This is a genomic window from Streptomyces sp. A3M-1-3, assembly GCF_024213665.1.
GTDB lineage: Bacteria > Actinomycetota > Actinomycetes > Streptomycetales > Streptomycetaceae > Streptomyces.
The window spans coordinates 1-15,547 of the sequence record NZ_JANAVP010000036.1 but is presented as its reverse complement, the minus strand read 5'-3'; the positions used below and the strand labels follow the sequence as shown (position 1 = coordinate 15,547).

Below are 15,547 nucleotides of genomic sequence, written 5' to 3'. Positions count from 1 at the left end.
GTGGCCTCTAGGGTTCGGCCCATGACGAGTCTGCCGCCGCCCTCCCTCGTACTGTCCGCCGACGACGCCCGCCGGATCGCCCTGCGCGCGCAGGGGTTCCTCGGCGCCCCGGACCGGCGGGCCGGGGTGCGCGGCGTGCTGCGCCACCTCGGCGCGGTGCAGCTGGACACGATCTCGGTGCTGGCGCGCTCGCACGAGCTGATTCCCTACGCCCGGCTGGGCGCGGTCGGCCGCTCCGCGGTCGAATCGGCCTACTGGACGACTGCGTCCACGGGCGCGTCTTCGACACGAGCGCACGCCTTCGAGTACTGGTCGCACGCGGCCTGCATCCTGCCCATCGAGGAGTGGCCCCACTTCGCCTTCCGGCGGCGGGCCCGCCGAGCGCGCGGCCACCGCTGGCATGTGATGGAGGACGCCGACCGCTCCTGCGCGGCGGTGCTCGACCGGCTGAAGGCCGACGGCCCGCTCACCTCGACCGAGTTGGGCGGCGCGAAGAGCGGCGGACCGTGGTGGGACTGGTCCGAGACGAAGATCGCGGTGGAGTGGCTGCTCGACACCGGCGAGGTGGTCTGCACCGAGCGGCGCGGCTGGAAGCGCGTGTACGACCTGGCCGAGCGCGCCCTCCCGGACGCGCTGCTGCATGACGACCTGGACGACACGGAGTGCCTGCGCCGCCTGGTCCGGCTGGCCGGGCAGTCGCTGGGCGTGGCCACGCGCGCGGACCTCGCCGACTACCACCGCCTGAAGGGCGAGCAGGTCGACGCGGTGATCGCGGACTCGGGCCTGGTGCCGGTGCAGGTCGAGGGCTGGGGCAAGCCTGCAAAGGGGAGGGTCGGCGCGCAGGGCCTCGCTGGAAGGACGGTGGCGGGAGACGGGTGGGCAGACCCCTCGATGCTCGGGTCCGCGCCTCGCGGCCGGCATCGCACGACGCTGCTGTCGCCGTTCGACTCCCTCATCTGGGACCGGGCCCGCACCGAGCGGATCTTCGGCTTCACCCACCGGCTGGAGGCGTACGTACCCAAGCCCAAGCGCATGCACGGTTACTTCGCGATGCCGCTGCTCGCGGGCGGGCAGCTGCTGGGGCGGGTGGACCCGGCGCGTGAGGGGACGACCCTGGTGGCCCGGCAGGTCTCGCTGGAGAGCCGCAAGGCCGTCCGGCCGATGGCCGAAGCCCTGGTCGAGGCGGCCAGTTGGGTCGGCTGCACGGACGTTCGTCTGGAGCGCGTGGCCCCGGCCGGCCTCCAGGAGCCTCTGGTGAAGGCGCTCGCCGAAGCCCTCACCTGATCTCGAGGATCTTCTCCCGCATCGCGTAGACCACGGCTTCCATCCTGGAGTGCAGCTGGAGCTTCTCCAGGATGTTGCGCACGTGGTTCTTCACGGTGTTCTCGGAGATGAACAACTCCTTGGCGATGTCACGGTTGTTCATCCCGGTCGCGACGAGCTTGAGCACTTCCAGCTCCCGCTCGGTCAGCCGGGGAGCGGGCACGAGCCGGCGCTCGTCGGTGCGCTGGATCATCGACTTGAACTCGGTGAGCAGCTTGGAGGCCATCGAAGGGCTGATCTGCGACTGCCCGTCGGCGACGGCCCGGATCGCGGTGGACACCTCGTCGGTGGAGATCTCCTTCAGGAGATAGCCCGTGGCACCTGCCTTGATCGCGTCGTAGAGGTCGGCTTCCTCGTCACTGATCGTCAGCATGATGATCTTCGCGCTGGGGGCCACCTCCTTGATGGAGGTGCAGGCCTCGATCCCGCCGCGCTTGGGCATCCGTACATCCATCAGCACGATGTCGGGCAGCAGGTCGGCCGCCTTGTCCACCGCCTCCGCGCCGTCCCCGGCCTCACCGACGACCTGGATGTCGTCCTCCTGGGCCAGGACGATCTCCAGTCCCCGGCGGAAGAGGGCGTGGTCGTCCACGACGAGGACCCGGATCGGCTCCTCGCGCGAGCCGCCGCTGTCCGGGCCGGTGCCGAGGCCGGCGCCGTCGTCGTTCATGTCGGCCTCGTCGTGCACCGGCCCGAAGCTGTCCGCCATCGTTCCTCCCCCTGAAGGCCATGGCCCTGGTTCATGTGCGCCGCCAACCGGAGGACACAGCGCGCCGGTTGGCTTGCCACGCCATGATTTCATGCCGGGACGCCGCCGCGGTGCCCCAGTGGTCGCATGGTGGTGCCCCTGGGGGCGCACGGGCGCTCCAGGGGCACCACCACCATGCTGTACGTCGCGGCTGCCGCGACCGTTCAATCGCCGGTCAGCCGCCGAGTGCACCACCCGCGCCACGGGGTGCTTCCGCGGCGAGCGGGTCGGTCGTCAGGTGGATGACGCCGTAGTCGTATGCGTGCCGCCGGTAGACGACACTCGGTTCCTTGGTCTCGGAGTCGACGAACAAGTAGAAGTCGTGCCCGACCAGCTCCATCTCGTAGAGCGCCTGGTCCAGCGACATCGGGGCGGCCACGTGGTTCTTCTCCCGGACCACCAGAGGTCCTTCGCCCTGAACCTCGAGGGAGCCGATCCTCGTGGTGGGGATGCCTTCCTGCTCCTCTGCGGGGGCGAGTGCGCCGCTTCCGTTGAGGACTGCCGCGCCGGGGACGCGGTCGGCGACTTCGGCGGCGGAGATCCTGCCGTTGCCGCGACGGGTGTGGCGCTTGTCGTGCTGCTTGCGGAGCCGTGCCTCGAGCTTGCCGGTGGCCAGGTCCAGCGCCGCGTACGGGTCGGCTGCCGCCGCCTCGGCGCGGATGACCGGCCCGCGGGAGTGGAGGGTGATCTCCACCCGGTCGGAACGGTCTGCCTGCCGCGGGTTGTGCTCCTTGGACACCTCGACGTCGAGGCTGATCACCTTGCCGTCGAGCTTCTGGATCTTGTCCAGCTTCAGCTTCTCGGCCACGTGCTTGCGGAACCGCTCGGGCACCTCGGTCTTGCGGCCCTTGACGACGATGTCCACGCAGAACTCCGTTCCCGGATAGCTCCGCTACAGCGGCGGAGCGTCTCCCACTTGCACCAGACTCCGGTGTTCACCGGAGTCTCGGACTTGGCGACTTTCACCTCCTCCTCCCCCGTCGGCAAGACTTCCACCCCACCGATTTCGCCATTCCTCACAACCGAACATAGCTCGCTCGGACGGTTGTCGGCACCCGCTACCGGGCCGTACCTCCGATCGGGGGTATTTTCCCTCTCACCTCGGGGAACGAAGCAAGATCTTTGTCAGTTCCGGTTTATGCCGAACGACAGCGAAGGGGCGGCAACCACAGCTGCGCTCGTCTGTGCGAATGGCGGAAGGCGCGTTTCCACGGCGACCGCCCGTGCGGCCTCTGCCAGTGAGGCACCCGTGGTCATCAGATCGTCCACCAGCACCACTCGGCCGCCCTCCAGCAGCCTCCCGCACCCCTCCCGTACGTCCAGGGCCCCCCGCAGATTCGCCAGCCGCTGCCGGGCACCCAGCCCCGACTGGTCGGCCACCGCCCTGCGCTGGCGCAGCACCGCGGCCACCCGTGCCGACGTCCCGGTCCGCCGCAGTTCCGCCGACGCGGCGAGGGCGATCCGGCGGGCCGGATCATGCCCGCGGGCCCGGAGCGCCTTGCGTGAGGACGGCACCGGTACGAGTACCAGCGCCCCCGCGTACGCATGCGGCACCCCGGCCCGTACCGCCCCGGCCAGCGCCTTGCCCAGCACCCCGGCGAGGCCGAGGGCGCCGCGCTCCTTGTGCGCGAGCAGCACGGCCCGCACCGCGTCCCCGTACGGCGCCGCCGCATGCACCACGGGCAGCCCGGCCGGCTCCGGGACCGGCCGCACCCGGTGGGGCGGCGCACCGCACAGCGCGCCGCGGCAGTCCTCGCACAGCACCGTGCGGGGCAGGCCGCAGCCGCCGCAGTCGACCGGCAGCACCAGGCCGGCGATCTCCTGCCACCACCCCCGCATGACTCCACTGTGCCGGTGTGTAAGCCGTCCAGCCACCCCTGTGGACAACTGCGGGCCGCGAGGGCCGCCACGGGCCGCACACCGAGCAGCGGGCGGTCAGCCGGAGCGGGTGGGTCAGCCGGGATAGACCGGCGCCGCCCCGTCCTCCACCACGGTCTTCCACTGGGCCCCCGGCGGCAGCCAGACGATCCCGTCCTCCTCGGAGTGCGCCACGACCGGCAGCCGCTCGTCCTCCGAAGCGGCGATCGCCGTCACTCCCGTGGCACCGGGCAGGTTCCCGGAAGTCGTGGCCGAGCCGTCCGCGTGCATGTAGCGGACCTGGAGCAGCCCGCCCGACTCGCGGCCGACCACGAGCAGCCGGCCCCGGCTCGCCCACGACATGGCGGTCACATCAGCCATCCGGGGAGCCGCCGGCCGCAGCTCACGTACCGACACGGTCGCGGCGCTCCCGCTGCCGCGCCGTTCCACCCGGCCGGTCTGCAGCGTCTTGCGCCCGTCCTTGGACGACACCAGGAGCGCGATCCGCACCCCGTCCGCCGACACCCGGATCGCTTCGACACGGCCGCCCGCCAGCCCCGCCACGTCGACCGCCTGCGGCTTTCCCGTCCCGCCGGGGAGCCGCCACAGCACAGGTTTCGCCGGGTCCCGGTCGGCCACCCACAGATCGCCGCGCCCGTCCCAGCTCGGCGCGGACAGCTGCCGGGCCGCACTGGTCAGCACCGGCTTGCCCAGCGGCCCGTCGGTGGTGAGCGAGGCGACGTACAGCGAGCGCCGGTCCAGGGGGACCGCAGCCGCACGCTTCTCGTCGTGGGCCACCGCGACGGTGCTCAGCTGGAGGCCCGCGCTCGTCAGCGGCCCTGCCACCGGCTCGGCGGCCGCGGGCTTCGACTCGCTGTCGCGGCGCGCCTGCATCCGTACCAGGCGGTGCTCGCTGTCGACGAAGTACTGGTGATCGGCGCGCCTGGAGCCCTGATGTGCCGTCACCTCCGCGAGCGCCTCGTCGACGTCGCACAGGGGCGAGTCGTCGGAGCGCAGCAGCTCCACCCGGTCGACCCGCGAGGACGTCAGATCGGCCATGGTGAACAGCAGTTGGGTCGCCATCCGCGTGCACTGGGTCTGAGCGACGTTCGAAGCCTTGTCGTTCAGCGGCACCTTCAGCACGTTCTGACCGCCGTACGTCAGCGTCGTCGTGCCCGGCTTCAGCCCCGAACCCGTGGGGAAGCTCGAAGTGACCACCGGGGCCAGCCATTTGGTCGGCCCTTCCAGAAGTGCCTTGACCGTCTGAGTCATCGGGTCCATCCGCGACTCGGGGTCCTGACGCTGCCGTACGTAGACAGGGTCGGCGACGAGCTTGTCGGCCGCGAAGTAGTACTTGTTGACGGGCTGGAAGATCCGCTGGAAGTCGGACTCGGCGAGAACCAGGCCGTCCGGCAGCGCGTCGATCCGCCACTCCTTGCCGTCCTTGACGAGCTGCAGATGCTCCTCGTAGTCGCCCGCCCCCGCCTGCGGCTGATACGCACGCCGCTCGTCCACCCCGGCGACCTGCTTGCCGGTCAGCTTGAAGCGGGCGCCGACCGACTCCTTGTCGATGCTCCGCTCGGGCTGCCTGCCCGGTGCGGCGGCGAGCACGGTGACGCCGGCCCCCGGCTTCCACGCCTTCGACGCCCGCTTCGTCAGGTACTTGCGCGCGGTGGCGAGCTGCGGATCGTCACTGGCCATGGCCTCCATGAAGCCGTCCACGATCTGCGCGGGCTGCGCGCCGTCCCGGGGCGGCACCCCGAAGACCCGCACCTGCGAGTCGGCGCCCTGCGACGCCTGGACGGGCCGCACCTCCCCGCTGTCCGGCATGGAGGCGCAGCCGGCGAGCAGCAGGCCGCTGCAGCCGAGCAGGGCAGGCGTCTGCCAGGGACGCCTCCGGAACAGCCGGCGCCGGTCAGCGTCCACGAGCGATGTCCTCCCCGTCAGGTACGTGCGTGTCCGCGCCCGGAGCCGCTTCGGCGCCCCGGCGCTCGCCCGGCGTCCGCGCCACCACCCGGGCACCGTTGCCCGGCAGGGCCGTCGGATCCGCCGAAGGTGTGGCCGTACGCGGCACGATCGGCCGCGGCGCGATCGGCACCCGCGACGGACCGGCCGGTACGGGCCGGTCGCCGACCGGCTGCGCCGGCACGGTGCCGAGCCGGCCGGCGCCCGCGTGCGCCGCCGATGATGCCGCCGCGGCTGCCTCTGCGCCGGCCCGCTCGCGTCCGCGCCGCGAGTCCTCGGGCTCCAGTGGAATGGGCGAGCCCCGCAGCGGCTCGTCCGCCGTACGCGGCAGGGTCAGCCGGAACTGCGATCCGCCGCCCGGCTCGCCCCATGCCTGGAGCCATCCGCCGTGCAGCCGGGCGTCCTCGACGGCGATCGAGAGGCCGAGTCCCGTACCACCGGTGGTACGGGCGCGCGCCGGGTCGGCCCGCCAGAAGCGGTTGAACACGCGGGTCGCCTCACCGGGCTTCAGTCCCACGCCGTAGTCGCGTACGGCGACCGCGACGGCGCCGCCGGCGGAGGCCAGGCGCACCACCACATCCCGGCCCTCGCCGTGCTCCACGGCGTTGACGACCAGGTTGCGCAGGACGCGCTCCACCCGCCGGGCGTCGGCCTCGGCTATGACGGGCTGCTTGTCCCCGGTCACCCGGATCCGGCTGCCCTTGTGCTCGGCGAGCGGCTCGGCGCCGTCGATCACCCGCCGTACGACTTCGCGGAGGTCGATCGGCTCGGCCTCCAGCGCCGCCGCACCCGCGTCGAACCGGCTGATCTCCAGCAGGTCGGACAGCAGCGACTCGAACCGGTCCAGCTGCCCTCCGAGCAGCTCGGCCGAGCGGGCGGTCACCGGGTCGAAGCCCTCGCGGGCGTCATGGATGACGTCGGCGGCCATCCGTACCGTCGTCAGCGGGGTGCGCAGCTCGTGCGAGACGTCCGAGACGAAACGGCGCTGCATCCGGGACAGGTCCTCCAGCTGCTGGATCTTGTGCTGGAGGTTCTGCGCCATCTTGTTGAAGGCCTCACCGAGCCGGGCGATGTCGTCCTCACCGGTGACCTTCATCCGCTCCTGAAGACGGCCGGCGGACAGCCGTTCGGCGATTCCCGCAGCCATCCTTACGGGCGTGACGACCTGCCGCACCACGAGCCAGGCAATGGCCCCGAGCAGCACGACGACGAACAGCCCGGCGGTGGCGAGGGTGCCCTTGACCAGGGTGAGCGACTCCTCCTCCTGCGCGAGCGGGAAGAGGTAGTACAGCTGGTACGGCTCTCCGTTGATGTCGCTGAGCCGTTTGCCGACGATCAGCGCGGGCTCCGCCTCCGCCTCCGTCGGCACGACGTACTGGATCTTCGTGAAGGTCTGGTACGGGCCTGTCCCGCTGTCGACGGCGCTCCGCAGCTCCTCGGGCACGCTGGCGACCGGATCCACGTTGCCGGAGGCGCGCAGGCCCCGGATGCCCGAGGTCTTGTCCTCCGACTCGGATCCGAGGGCCACCACGTTGAAGGCGTTCTGGCCACCGCTGGCGAGCTCGACCACCAGGTTGGACATCCAGGTGGCGCTGCGGGCCGCCTTGGCGTCCCCGGCGCCGCCCTCCTGGTCGTCACCGGGGCCGGGCGTGTTCGCCTTCTCCTGGGCGGCCGCGAAGCCGCCGGCGGCCTGGCTCTGCGCCGCCTCCTCCTTCGCGTCGAGCAGGCCGTTGCTGACCTGCCCGATGACGACGAATCCGAGCAGCAGCACCACGCCCAGGGACATCAGCAGCGTGCCTGCGACCACCCGGAGCTGGATGTTCCGCCGCCACAGCCGCACGGCCGGCAGCAGCGGCCTGCGCACCCAGCGGGCGAAAAGGCGCAGCACAGGGCCGCCGGTCGCGCCGTCCCGGAGCAGCCGGCGTCCCCGCAGTACACGTCCGTACCAAGAGCTCCTGCCCGCGCGGTCGGCAGGCCGCCCCCTGTTCACTCCCGGCTCCCCGGGCATCGGAGCAGCGCTGCCGGAGGCCATGTCAGCTCGGCCCGGCCTTGTAGCCCACGCCACGCACCGTCACCACGATCTCCGGCCGCTCCGGGTCCTTCTCGACCTTCGAGCGCAGCCTCTGGACATGCACATTGACCAGCCGCGTGTCCGCGGCGTGCCGGTACCCCCACACCTGTTCGAGCAGCACCTCGCGAGTGAATACCTGCCACGGCTTACGGGCAAGCGCCACCAGCAGGTCGAACTCGAGCGGGGTCAGGGCGATCGACTGCCCGTCCCGCTTCACCGAGTGACCGGCCACGTCGATGACGAGGTCACCGATCGCCAGCTGCTCGGGCGCCGGCTCCTCCGACCTCCTCAGCCTCGCCCGGATCCGGGCGACCAGCTCCTTCGGCTTGAACGGCTTGACGATGTAGTCGTCGGCCCCCGACTCCAGACCGACCACCACATCCACGGTGTCGCTCTTGGCCGTGAGCATCACGATCGGCACACCGGATTCCGCCCTGATCAGCCTGCAGACCTCGATGCCGTCCCGTCCGGGCAGCATCAGATCCAGCAGCACCAGGTCCGGTTTGGCCTCCCGGAATGCGGCCAGGGCCTTGTCGCCGTCCGCTACGAACGACGGCTCGAAACCTTCTCCACGCAGCACAATGCCGAGCATCTCGGCCAGTGCGGTGTCGTCGTCGACGACAAGGACACGTCCCTTCATAATCGACATCATCCCATTATCTAATCGTTACCTGACGTGACCTGGCACACAGCTCGGCGAGCCCTGCACCTGTCACAGGAGAAAGCACACCCTCCTCGGTGACGATCGCCGTCACCAGTTCCGGGGGCGTCACATCAAAGGCAGGGTTGTACACCTGCGTTCCCAGGGGTGCCACCGGCACCCCACCTCCTGCCTCCGTCCCGGCCGCCGGAAGCGGAACGTGCGGAGCGGTGAACTCCGTCACTTCCTGCCCCGGCCGCTGTTCGACCTCGATGGACGCCCCGTCCCTGGTGTCCAGGTCCACCGTCGTGGTGGGTGCCACGACAATGAACGGCACATGGTGGTAGCCCGCCAGCACGGCGAGCGGATAGCTGCCGACCTTGTTCGCGACCGAACCGTCCGCGGCGATCCGGTCCGCCCCTATCAGTACCGCGTCCACCTCCCCCGCGGCGAACAGGGAGCCCGCCGCGCTGTCCGTAAGCAAGGTGTACGCCATCTCGTGCCGCGCAGCCTCGTACGCCGTCAGACGCGCGCCCTGCAGCAACGGGCGCGTCTCGTCGACCCACAACCGCCGCAGCCGCCCATCCCGGTGCGACGCGAGCGCCACCGCGAACGCCGTGCCCTCGCCGCCCGACACCAGCGCCCCGGTGTTGCAGTGGGTCAGTATGCGGTGCCCGCCGGCCGGCAGCAGCTCGTCCAGCAGCGCCAGACCGTGCCTCGCCATCCGCGCACTGTCCTCGGCGTCCTCCCGGTGCAGCGACCGTGCGGACGCGAGGGCACTGGCCGCCGCCTGCTCCGGCCCCGCACCGTCCTTCACCGCCGTCCGGTACGCGGCCGCCGCCCGCCGGACCCCGCTGCCGAGGTTCACCGCGGTGGGCCGCGCCTGCTCCAGCAGCCCGGCCGCCTCCTCGACGTCGTAACCGCGTGCCGCGGCGAGCGCGACACCGTATGCCCCCGCGACGCCCAGCAGAGGCGCCCCGCGTACGGCGAGGGACTGGATCGCCTGCACCAGCGCAGGTACATCCGTACACACCAGTTCCACTTCCTCGGCCGGCAGCCGGGTCTGGTCGAGGAGCACCAGTACCGGTCCCTCCGGCGGCTCCTCCCAACGCAGCACTGGAAGGGACGGCGGCTCTCCGCCCACCGGGGATTGCGCGTACTGATCAGCCATTCGCCCAGTCTGCATGGTGAAGCACCGACAATTGAAGGTGCGAAGGAGATGGAGATACAGGGGCCGGTCCGCGCCGGGGCGCCACATGGCACGATGGCTGCCACACTGCCGCCGCGCCCGCGGACGGGCACTGCGAAGGAGCGACGATGAACGACACTCCGGGCTGGGCCTCGCCCGGATCCGCACCCTCGGACGGCCAGGAACCCGATGTGCCCGGTCCTGCCGAGCCCGCCGACCAGTCCGGCCAGTCCGGTCAGACCGATCAGTCCGGTCAGTCCGGTCAGTCAGGTCAGCCGTCGAAGTGGTCCGAGCAGCAGCCCCCGGCCGGCCAGTGGTCCGCGCCCGGTGCCCCCGGCACGGGCCCCACGCCGCAGCAGCCCGCACCCGGCTGGGGCGGCCAGTACCAGGGCGCCCACACCGGCCGGGGCGCCCAGAGCGGCTGGGGCGGCCCGTACCAGGGCGGCGGCTGGGGCGGCCCGCCACCCGCGGCCAAGCCCGGCGTCATCCCCCTGCGACCGCTCGGCGTCGGCGAGATCCTCGACGGAGCCGTCTCCACCATGCGCGCCCACTGGCGCACCGTCCTCGGCATCTCCCTCGGCGTCGCGCTGATCACGCAGCTCGCGGTCGTCCTCGTCCAGGGCTTCGCACTGGAAGAGCTGAACGCCGCGGGCACCACGTCGTCCGACGCCGGGGAAGCGTTCAGCGAGCTCGGCAACAGCGCGGCCAGCGACGTCATCGCCCAACTGATCGCCCTGTTCGGGACGGTGCTCGCCACCGCGATGCTCACCATGGTCATCAGCCGCGCCGTACTCGGCAGGTCCGTCACCATCGGCGAGGCCTGGCGCGAGTCCCGGTCCCGGCTGCCGCGTCTGGTGGGTCTGACCCTGCTCCTGATCGTGATGATCGTCGCGATCTTCACCGTCGGCGTGCTGCCCGGCATCCTGACCCGCTCCTGGGAACTGGGCGTGCCGGGCTTCCTCATCGCCGTCCCGGTCGCCGTATGGCTGTGGATCCGCTACGTCCTCGCCTCCCCCGCTCTGATGCTGGAGAAGCAGGGCGTACTGGCATCCATGAGGCGTTCCGCGAAGCTCGTCCGCGGCTCCTGGTGGCGCACCTTCGGCATCTGGCTGCTCGCCAACATCCTGACCGGCATCGTGAACGCGATCATCGTCGTCCCGTTCTTCCTCCTCGGACTCGTCCTCGGCGGCGGAGGAATGGACTCCTTCGTCAACGGCACCACCGAGTTCACCTGGGCGTTCCTGATCATCAGCGGCATCGGCTCGGTGGTCGCCCTCACCATCACGTTCCCCATCAGCGCCGGCGTCACCGCCCTGCTCTACATGGACCAGCGCATCCGCCGCGAAGCCCTCGACCTCGAACTCGCCCGCGCCGCCGGCCTCCAGGGTTACGCGGACACTCCCCCGCCCGGCACCGCCGCGGGGAGCTGATGCGGTGAGTACGACGGGGGGCGTCACGACGGCCATGGCCACACTGCTGCCCGGCGGAGAGGAACCGCCGGTGACGGATCCACGCGTACCCGCCCGCGAGGCGGCGGAGCGGGAGCTGTCCAAGCCGATGTACCACGAGAACGACCCCGGCCTCTTCCAGCGCGCCCTGAGCCGCTTCTGGGAGTGGGTCGACGAGCTGTTCAGCGCCGCCTCCCGGGCGACCCCCGGAGGCACGCTGGGCCTGCTCGTGATCGTGCTGCTGGCCGTCCTCCTCGTCGTCGCCCTGTGGTGGCGGCTGGGCACCCCGCGCCGCACCGCGGCCCTCGGCGGCGTGCTCTTCGACGACCGGCCGCGCAGCGCGGCGGAGCACCGTACGGCAGCCGAGGCGCACGCCAAGGCCCACCGGTGGACCGAGGCCGTCCAGGAACGCATGCGCGCCGTCGTCCGTTCCCTGGAAGAACGCACCCTGCTCGACCCCCGCCCCGGCCGCACCGCCGACGAGGCGGCCGCCGAAGCGGCCGGCCCGCTGCCCGGTCACGCCGAGGACTTGCGTGCCGCCGCCCGCGCATTCGACGACGTCACCTACGGCGGCCGAGCCGCCGACGAGCCGGCCTACCTCCGGCTGCGCGACCTCGACCTCGCCCTGGAGCGCACAAAGCCGGTACTCAGCGGCGCGGACCGAGGAGCCGTCGAATGACCGAGGCCACCTCACCCACCACGTCGGTCTCCCCGACCACATCGGTCTCCCCCACCCCCCGCCAGGTGTGGACCCGCTCCCGCGGCCTGCTGGCCGCGCTGGCCGTCCTGCTCCTCGCCGGCATCGTCCTCGCCGCCGTCAACTCCGGAGACAAGCACGGCGCCCTCGACCCCCGGTCCGCCGACCGCTACGGCAGCCGCGCCGTCGCAGAACTCCTCGCGGACCGCGGAGTCTCCACCCGCGTCGTCACCACCACCGACGAGGCCGTCGCCGCGGCCGGCCCGGACGCGACCCTCCTCCTGACGACCCCCGACCTGCTCACCGAGCCTCAGCAGGAGGCCCTGCGCGCCGCCACCGAGACCTCCGGCGGCCGCACCGTCCTGATCGAGCCCGGCGCGCCCTCGCTCGGGGTGCTCGCGCCCGGCGTACGAGCCGAGGACCCCGCCACCGACGCCACCCTCGAACCCGACTGCGCCCTGCCCGCCGCCACCCGCGCGGGCAAAGCCGAAACCGGGGGCCTGCGTTACACGGCCGGCAACGCCGCCGACGCCTGTTACCCCAGCGCCGGCCGCCCCACCCTGCTCCGGCTCACGGCCGGCCACAGCGGCGACACCGTCGTCCTCGGCTCGCGCGACATCCTCCTCAACGACCGGCTCGACGACCAGGGCAACGCCTCACTCGCCCTCCAGCTCCTCGGATCCCGCCCTCACCTCGTCTGGTACCTCCCCTCGCTCGCCGACCCCTCGGCCACCGAAGCGGGCGGCGAAGGCGGCGACCGCAGCTTCTCCGACCTGATCCCCTCCGGCTGGCTCTGGGGCCTGCTCCAACTCACCTTCGCTGCCGCCCTTGCCGCCCTGTGGCGCGCCCGCCGGCTCGGCCCTCTGGTCACCGAGCGCCTCCCCGTCGCCATCCGCGCGTCCGAGTCGACCGAAGGCCGCGCCCGCCTGTACCGCAAGGCCAACGCCCGCGACCGCGCCGCCGACGTACTGCGCTCGGCCACCCGCTCCCGCCTCGCGCTCCTTCTTGGCGTACCGACCGCACAGGCCCACACGGCTGACACGCTCCTCCCCGCCCTCTCCGCCCAACTCCCCCACGCAACACGGGACTTCGGCGCCCTCCTCTTCGGCCCCACCCCCGCCGACGACACCGCTCTCATCGCCCTCGCCGACCAACTCGACGCCCTCGAAAGAGAGGTACGCACTTCATGAGCGCCCGGACCAGTGACCTTGCGGACAACGCGGACGACGCCCGCTCCTCCCTGGAGGCTCTGCGCACCGAGATCGGGAAGGCCGTGGTCGGCCAGGACCCCGCCGTCACCGGTCTCGTCGTCGCGCTTCTGTGCCGGGGACACGTCCTCCTGGAGGGCGTCCCCGGCGTCGCCAAGACACTGCTGGTCCGCGCCCTCGCCGCTGCCCTGGAACTCGACACCAAGCGCGTCCAGTTCACCCCGGACCTGATGCCGAGCGACGTCACCGGCTCGCTCGTCTACGACGCCCGCAGCGCGGAGTTCTCCTTCCAGCCCGGCCCGGTCTTCACCAACCTCCTGCTCGCGGACGAGATCAACCGCACGCCCCCGAAGACCCAGTCCTCGCTCCTCGAAGCGATGGAAGAGCGCCAGGTCACCGTGGACGGCACACCCCGCATGCTGCCCGACCCCTTCCTGGTCGCCGCCACCCAGAACCCCGTCGAGTACGAAGGCACATACCCCCTCCCCGAAGCCCAGCTCGACCGCTTCCTCCTCAAGCTCACCGTCCCTCTGCCCTCCCGAGACGACGAGATCAACGTCCTGAACCGGCACGCCGAGGGCTTCAACCCGCGCGATCTGCAGGCGGCAGGAGTACGCCCGGTCGCCGGCCCCGCCGACCTCGAAGCCGCCCGCGCCGCCGTGGCCAAGACCGCCGTGTCCCCCGAGATCACCGGATACGTCGTCGACATCTGCCGGGCCACCCGCGAATCCCCCTCGCTCACCCTGGGCGTCTCCCCGCGTGGAGCCACCGCCCTGATGTCCACCGCCCGTGCCTGGGCCTGGCTCACCGGCCGCGACTACGTCATCCCCGACGATGTGAAGGCCCTCGCCCTCCCCACGCTCCGCCACCGCATCCAGCTCCGTCCGGAGGCCGAGATGGAGGGCGTCACGGCGGACTCCGTCATCAACGCGATCCTCGCCCACGTCCCCGTCCCGCGCTGATGGCCCTCACCGGACGCGCCGCCCTGCTGGCGGCCCTCGGCACCCTCCCCGTCGGCTTCCTCGAACCGAGCTGGACGGGCATCCTCGCGGTCAACGGGCCCCTGGCCCTGGCCTGCGCCTGCGACTTCGCCCTGGCAGCCCCGGTACGCAGCCTGAAGCTGGCCCGCTCCGGGGACACCTCGGTGCGCCTCGGCGAACCCGCGGATGTCCAGCTCACGGTCACCAACACCTCGCGCCGCACACTGCGGGCCCACCTCCGCGACGCCTGGCCGCCGAGCAGCTGGACGCCCGGCACGGAGGCGGAGGCCTCCCGGAACCGCCTGACGGTCCCGCCCGGCGAACGCCGCCGGGTCACCACCCGGCTCCGCCCCACCCGCCGGGGTGACCGCCGGGCCGAGCGCGTCACCATCCGCTCGTACGGACCCCTCGGCCTGCTGGCCCGCCAGGGCAGCCACCAGATCCCCTGGACCGTCCGGGTCCTGCCGCCCTTCACCAGCCGCAAGCACCTGCCCTCGAAACTCGCCCGCCTGCGGGAACTGGACGGCCGTACCAGCGTGCTCACCCGCGGCGAGGGCACCGAGTTCGACAGCCTGCGGGATTACGTCCCCGGTGACGACACCCGCTCCATCGACTGGCGCGCGACCGCCCGCCAGACGACGGTCGCGGTCCGCACCTGGCGCCCGGAACGCGACCGGCACATCCTCATCGTCCTCGACACCGGCCGCACGTCAGCGGGCCGAGTGGGCGACGCACCACGCCTGGACGCTGCTATGGACGCGGCACTGCTCCTGGCGGCCCTGGCCTCGCGCGCGGGCGACCGCGTCGACCTCCTCGCCTACGACCGGCGCACCCGCGCCCTGGTCCAGGGCCGCTCGGCCGGCGACGTCCTCCCGGCCCTGGTCAACGCCATGGCCCCGCTCGAACCGGAACTCGTCGAAACCGACGCGCGGGGCCTGGCCTCCACCATCCTGAACAGCGCCCCACGCCGGTCTCTGGTCGTCCTGCTGACCAGCCTCGACGCCGCCCCCATCGAAGAGGGCCTGCTGCCGGTACTCCCGCAGCTCTCCCAGCGCCATTCGCTTCTCGTGGCCTCGGTGGCCGACCCGCACATCGAAGAGATGACAAAGGCCCGGGGCACGGTGGACGCGGTGTACGAAGCCGCGGCCGGCGCCCGCACCCAGGAGCAGCGCCGCCGCACGGCCCAGCAGCTCATCCGCCACGGCGTCACCGTCGTCGACGCCATTCCGGAGGACATCGCCCCGGCACTGGCGGACGCGTATCTCGCCCTGAAGGCCGCAGGCCGCCTCTGAAAGCAGAAAGGGCAGTGCCGGGGCCTGAACTGCCCGTTCTCAACTGCCCCACAACGCAGAAAAGCCCCGCACCATAAGGTGCGGGGCTTTCCCACAATGATTGTTCGGCGGCGTCCTACTCTCCCACAG

The 15,547-nt window shown here is 72.0% G+C and carries 13 protein-coding genes; 6 read left to right on the top strand and 7 right to left on the bottom strand.

Going from position 1 to position 15,547, the window contains the following annotated elements:
• Positions 1-21: 21 nt before the first annotated feature.
• A complete protein-coding gene (locus tag NLX86_RS29900) occupies positions 22-1,284 on the top strand; it encodes a winged helix-turn-helix domain-containing protein (protein WP_254374937.1) in 1,263 nt (420 codons plus the stop codon).
• On the opposite strand, the gene NLX86_RS29895 is transcribed toward NLX86_RS29900, so the two are convergent.
• The 7 genes from NLX86_RS29895 to mtnA form a co-directional block, all read right to left on the bottom strand.
• Complete coding sequence (locus tag NLX86_RS29895) at positions 1,277-2,032, bottom strand: response regulator transcription factor (protein WP_254374936.1); 756 nt, start codon at positions 2,030-2,032, stop codon at positions 1,277-1,279. The two genes, NLX86_RS29900 and NLX86_RS29895, sit on opposite strands and share 8 nt — an antisense overlap.
• 214 nt (positions 2,033-2,246) lie before the next feature.
• Positions 2,247-2,936 (bottom strand): ribosome hibernation-promoting factor, HPF/YfiA family, encoded by a 690-nt coding sequence (gene hpf, locus NLX86_RS29890; protein ID WP_254374935.1) that lies wholly within the window; start codon positions 2,934-2,936, stop codon positions 2,247-2,249.
• A 260-nt stretch (positions 2,937-3,196) separates the two neighbouring features.
• Positions 3,197-3,910, bottom strand: coding sequence for a ComF family protein (locus NLX86_RS29885; RefSeq protein ID WP_254374934.1), 714 nt, complete (start codon positions 3,908-3,910; stop codon positions 3,197-3,199).
• Positions 3,911-4,024: 114 nt separating this feature from the next.
• Positions 4,025-5,854 (bottom strand): LpqB family beta-propeller domain-containing protein, encoded by a 1,830-nt coding sequence (locus NLX86_RS29880; protein ID WP_374213992.1) that lies wholly within the window; start codon positions 5,852-5,854, stop codon positions 4,025-4,027.
• The gene (gene mtrB, locus NLX86_RS29875) at positions 5,844-7,925 is read right to left on the bottom strand and encodes an MtrAB system histidine kinase MtrB (RefSeq protein ID WP_254374933.1); all 2,082 of its coding nucleotides are present in this window, start codon (positions 7,923-7,925) and stop codon (positions 5,844-5,846) included. The genes NLX86_RS29880 and mtrB overlap by 11 nt, the downstream gene beginning before the upstream one ends.
• A 1-nt stretch (position 7,926) precedes the next feature.
• A complete protein-coding gene (gene mtrA / locus NLX86_RS29870) occupies positions 7,927-8,616 on the bottom strand; it encodes an MtrAB system response regulator MtrA (protein ID WP_205375139.1) in 690 nt (229 codons plus the stop codon).
• A gap of 4 nt (positions 8,617-8,620) precedes the next feature.
• Complete coding sequence (mtnA, locus tag NLX86_RS29865) at positions 8,621-9,775, bottom strand: S-methyl-5-thioribose-1-phosphate isomerase (protein ID WP_254374932.1); 1,155 nt, start codon at positions 9,773-9,775, stop codon at positions 8,621-8,623.
• A 146-nt stretch (positions 9,776-9,921) separates the two neighbouring features.
• Here mtnA and NLX86_RS29860 point away from each other — a divergent pair, with 146 nt between their 5' ends.
• Genes NLX86_RS29860 through NLX86_RS29840 form a run of 5 tightly spaced genes read left to right on the top strand, consistent with a single transcriptional unit; the run spans position 9,922 to position 15,418 of the window.
• The gene (locus NLX86_RS29860) at positions 9,922-11,223 is read left to right on the top strand and encodes a glycerophosphoryl diester phosphodiesterase membrane domain-containing protein (RefSeq protein WP_254374931.1); all 1,302 of its coding nucleotides are present in this window, start codon (positions 9,922-9,924) and stop codon (positions 11,221-11,223) included.
• 4 nt (positions 11,224-11,227) lie between these two features.
• Positions 11,228-11,920, top strand: coding sequence for a DUF4129 domain-containing protein (locus tag NLX86_RS29855; RefSeq protein WP_374213991.1), 693 nt, complete (start codon positions 11,228-11,230; stop codon positions 11,918-11,920).
• Entirely contained in the window at positions 11,917-13,128 is a 1,212-nt protein-coding gene (locus NLX86_RS29850) for a DUF4350 domain-containing protein (protein ID WP_254374930.1), read from the top strand. The genes NLX86_RS29855 and NLX86_RS29850 overlap by 4 nt, the downstream gene beginning before the upstream one ends.
• Positions 13,125-14,108 carry a MoxR family ATPase gene (locus tag NLX86_RS29845; RefSeq protein ID WP_254374929.1) on the top strand — a complete coding sequence of 328 codons (984 nt, stop codon included), beginning with the start codon at positions 13,125-13,127 and terminating at the stop codon, positions 14,106-14,108. The genes NLX86_RS29850 and NLX86_RS29845 overlap by 4 nt, the downstream gene beginning before the upstream one ends.
• Positions 14,108-15,418, top strand: a complete 1,311-nt coding sequence (locus NLX86_RS29840; RefSeq protein WP_254374928.1) for a DUF58 domain-containing protein — start codon at positions 14,108-14,110, stop codon at positions 15,416-15,418. Before NLX86_RS29845 ends, NLX86_RS29840 begins: the two co-directional genes overlap by 1 nt.
• Positions 15,419-15,547 lie beyond the last annotated feature (129 nt).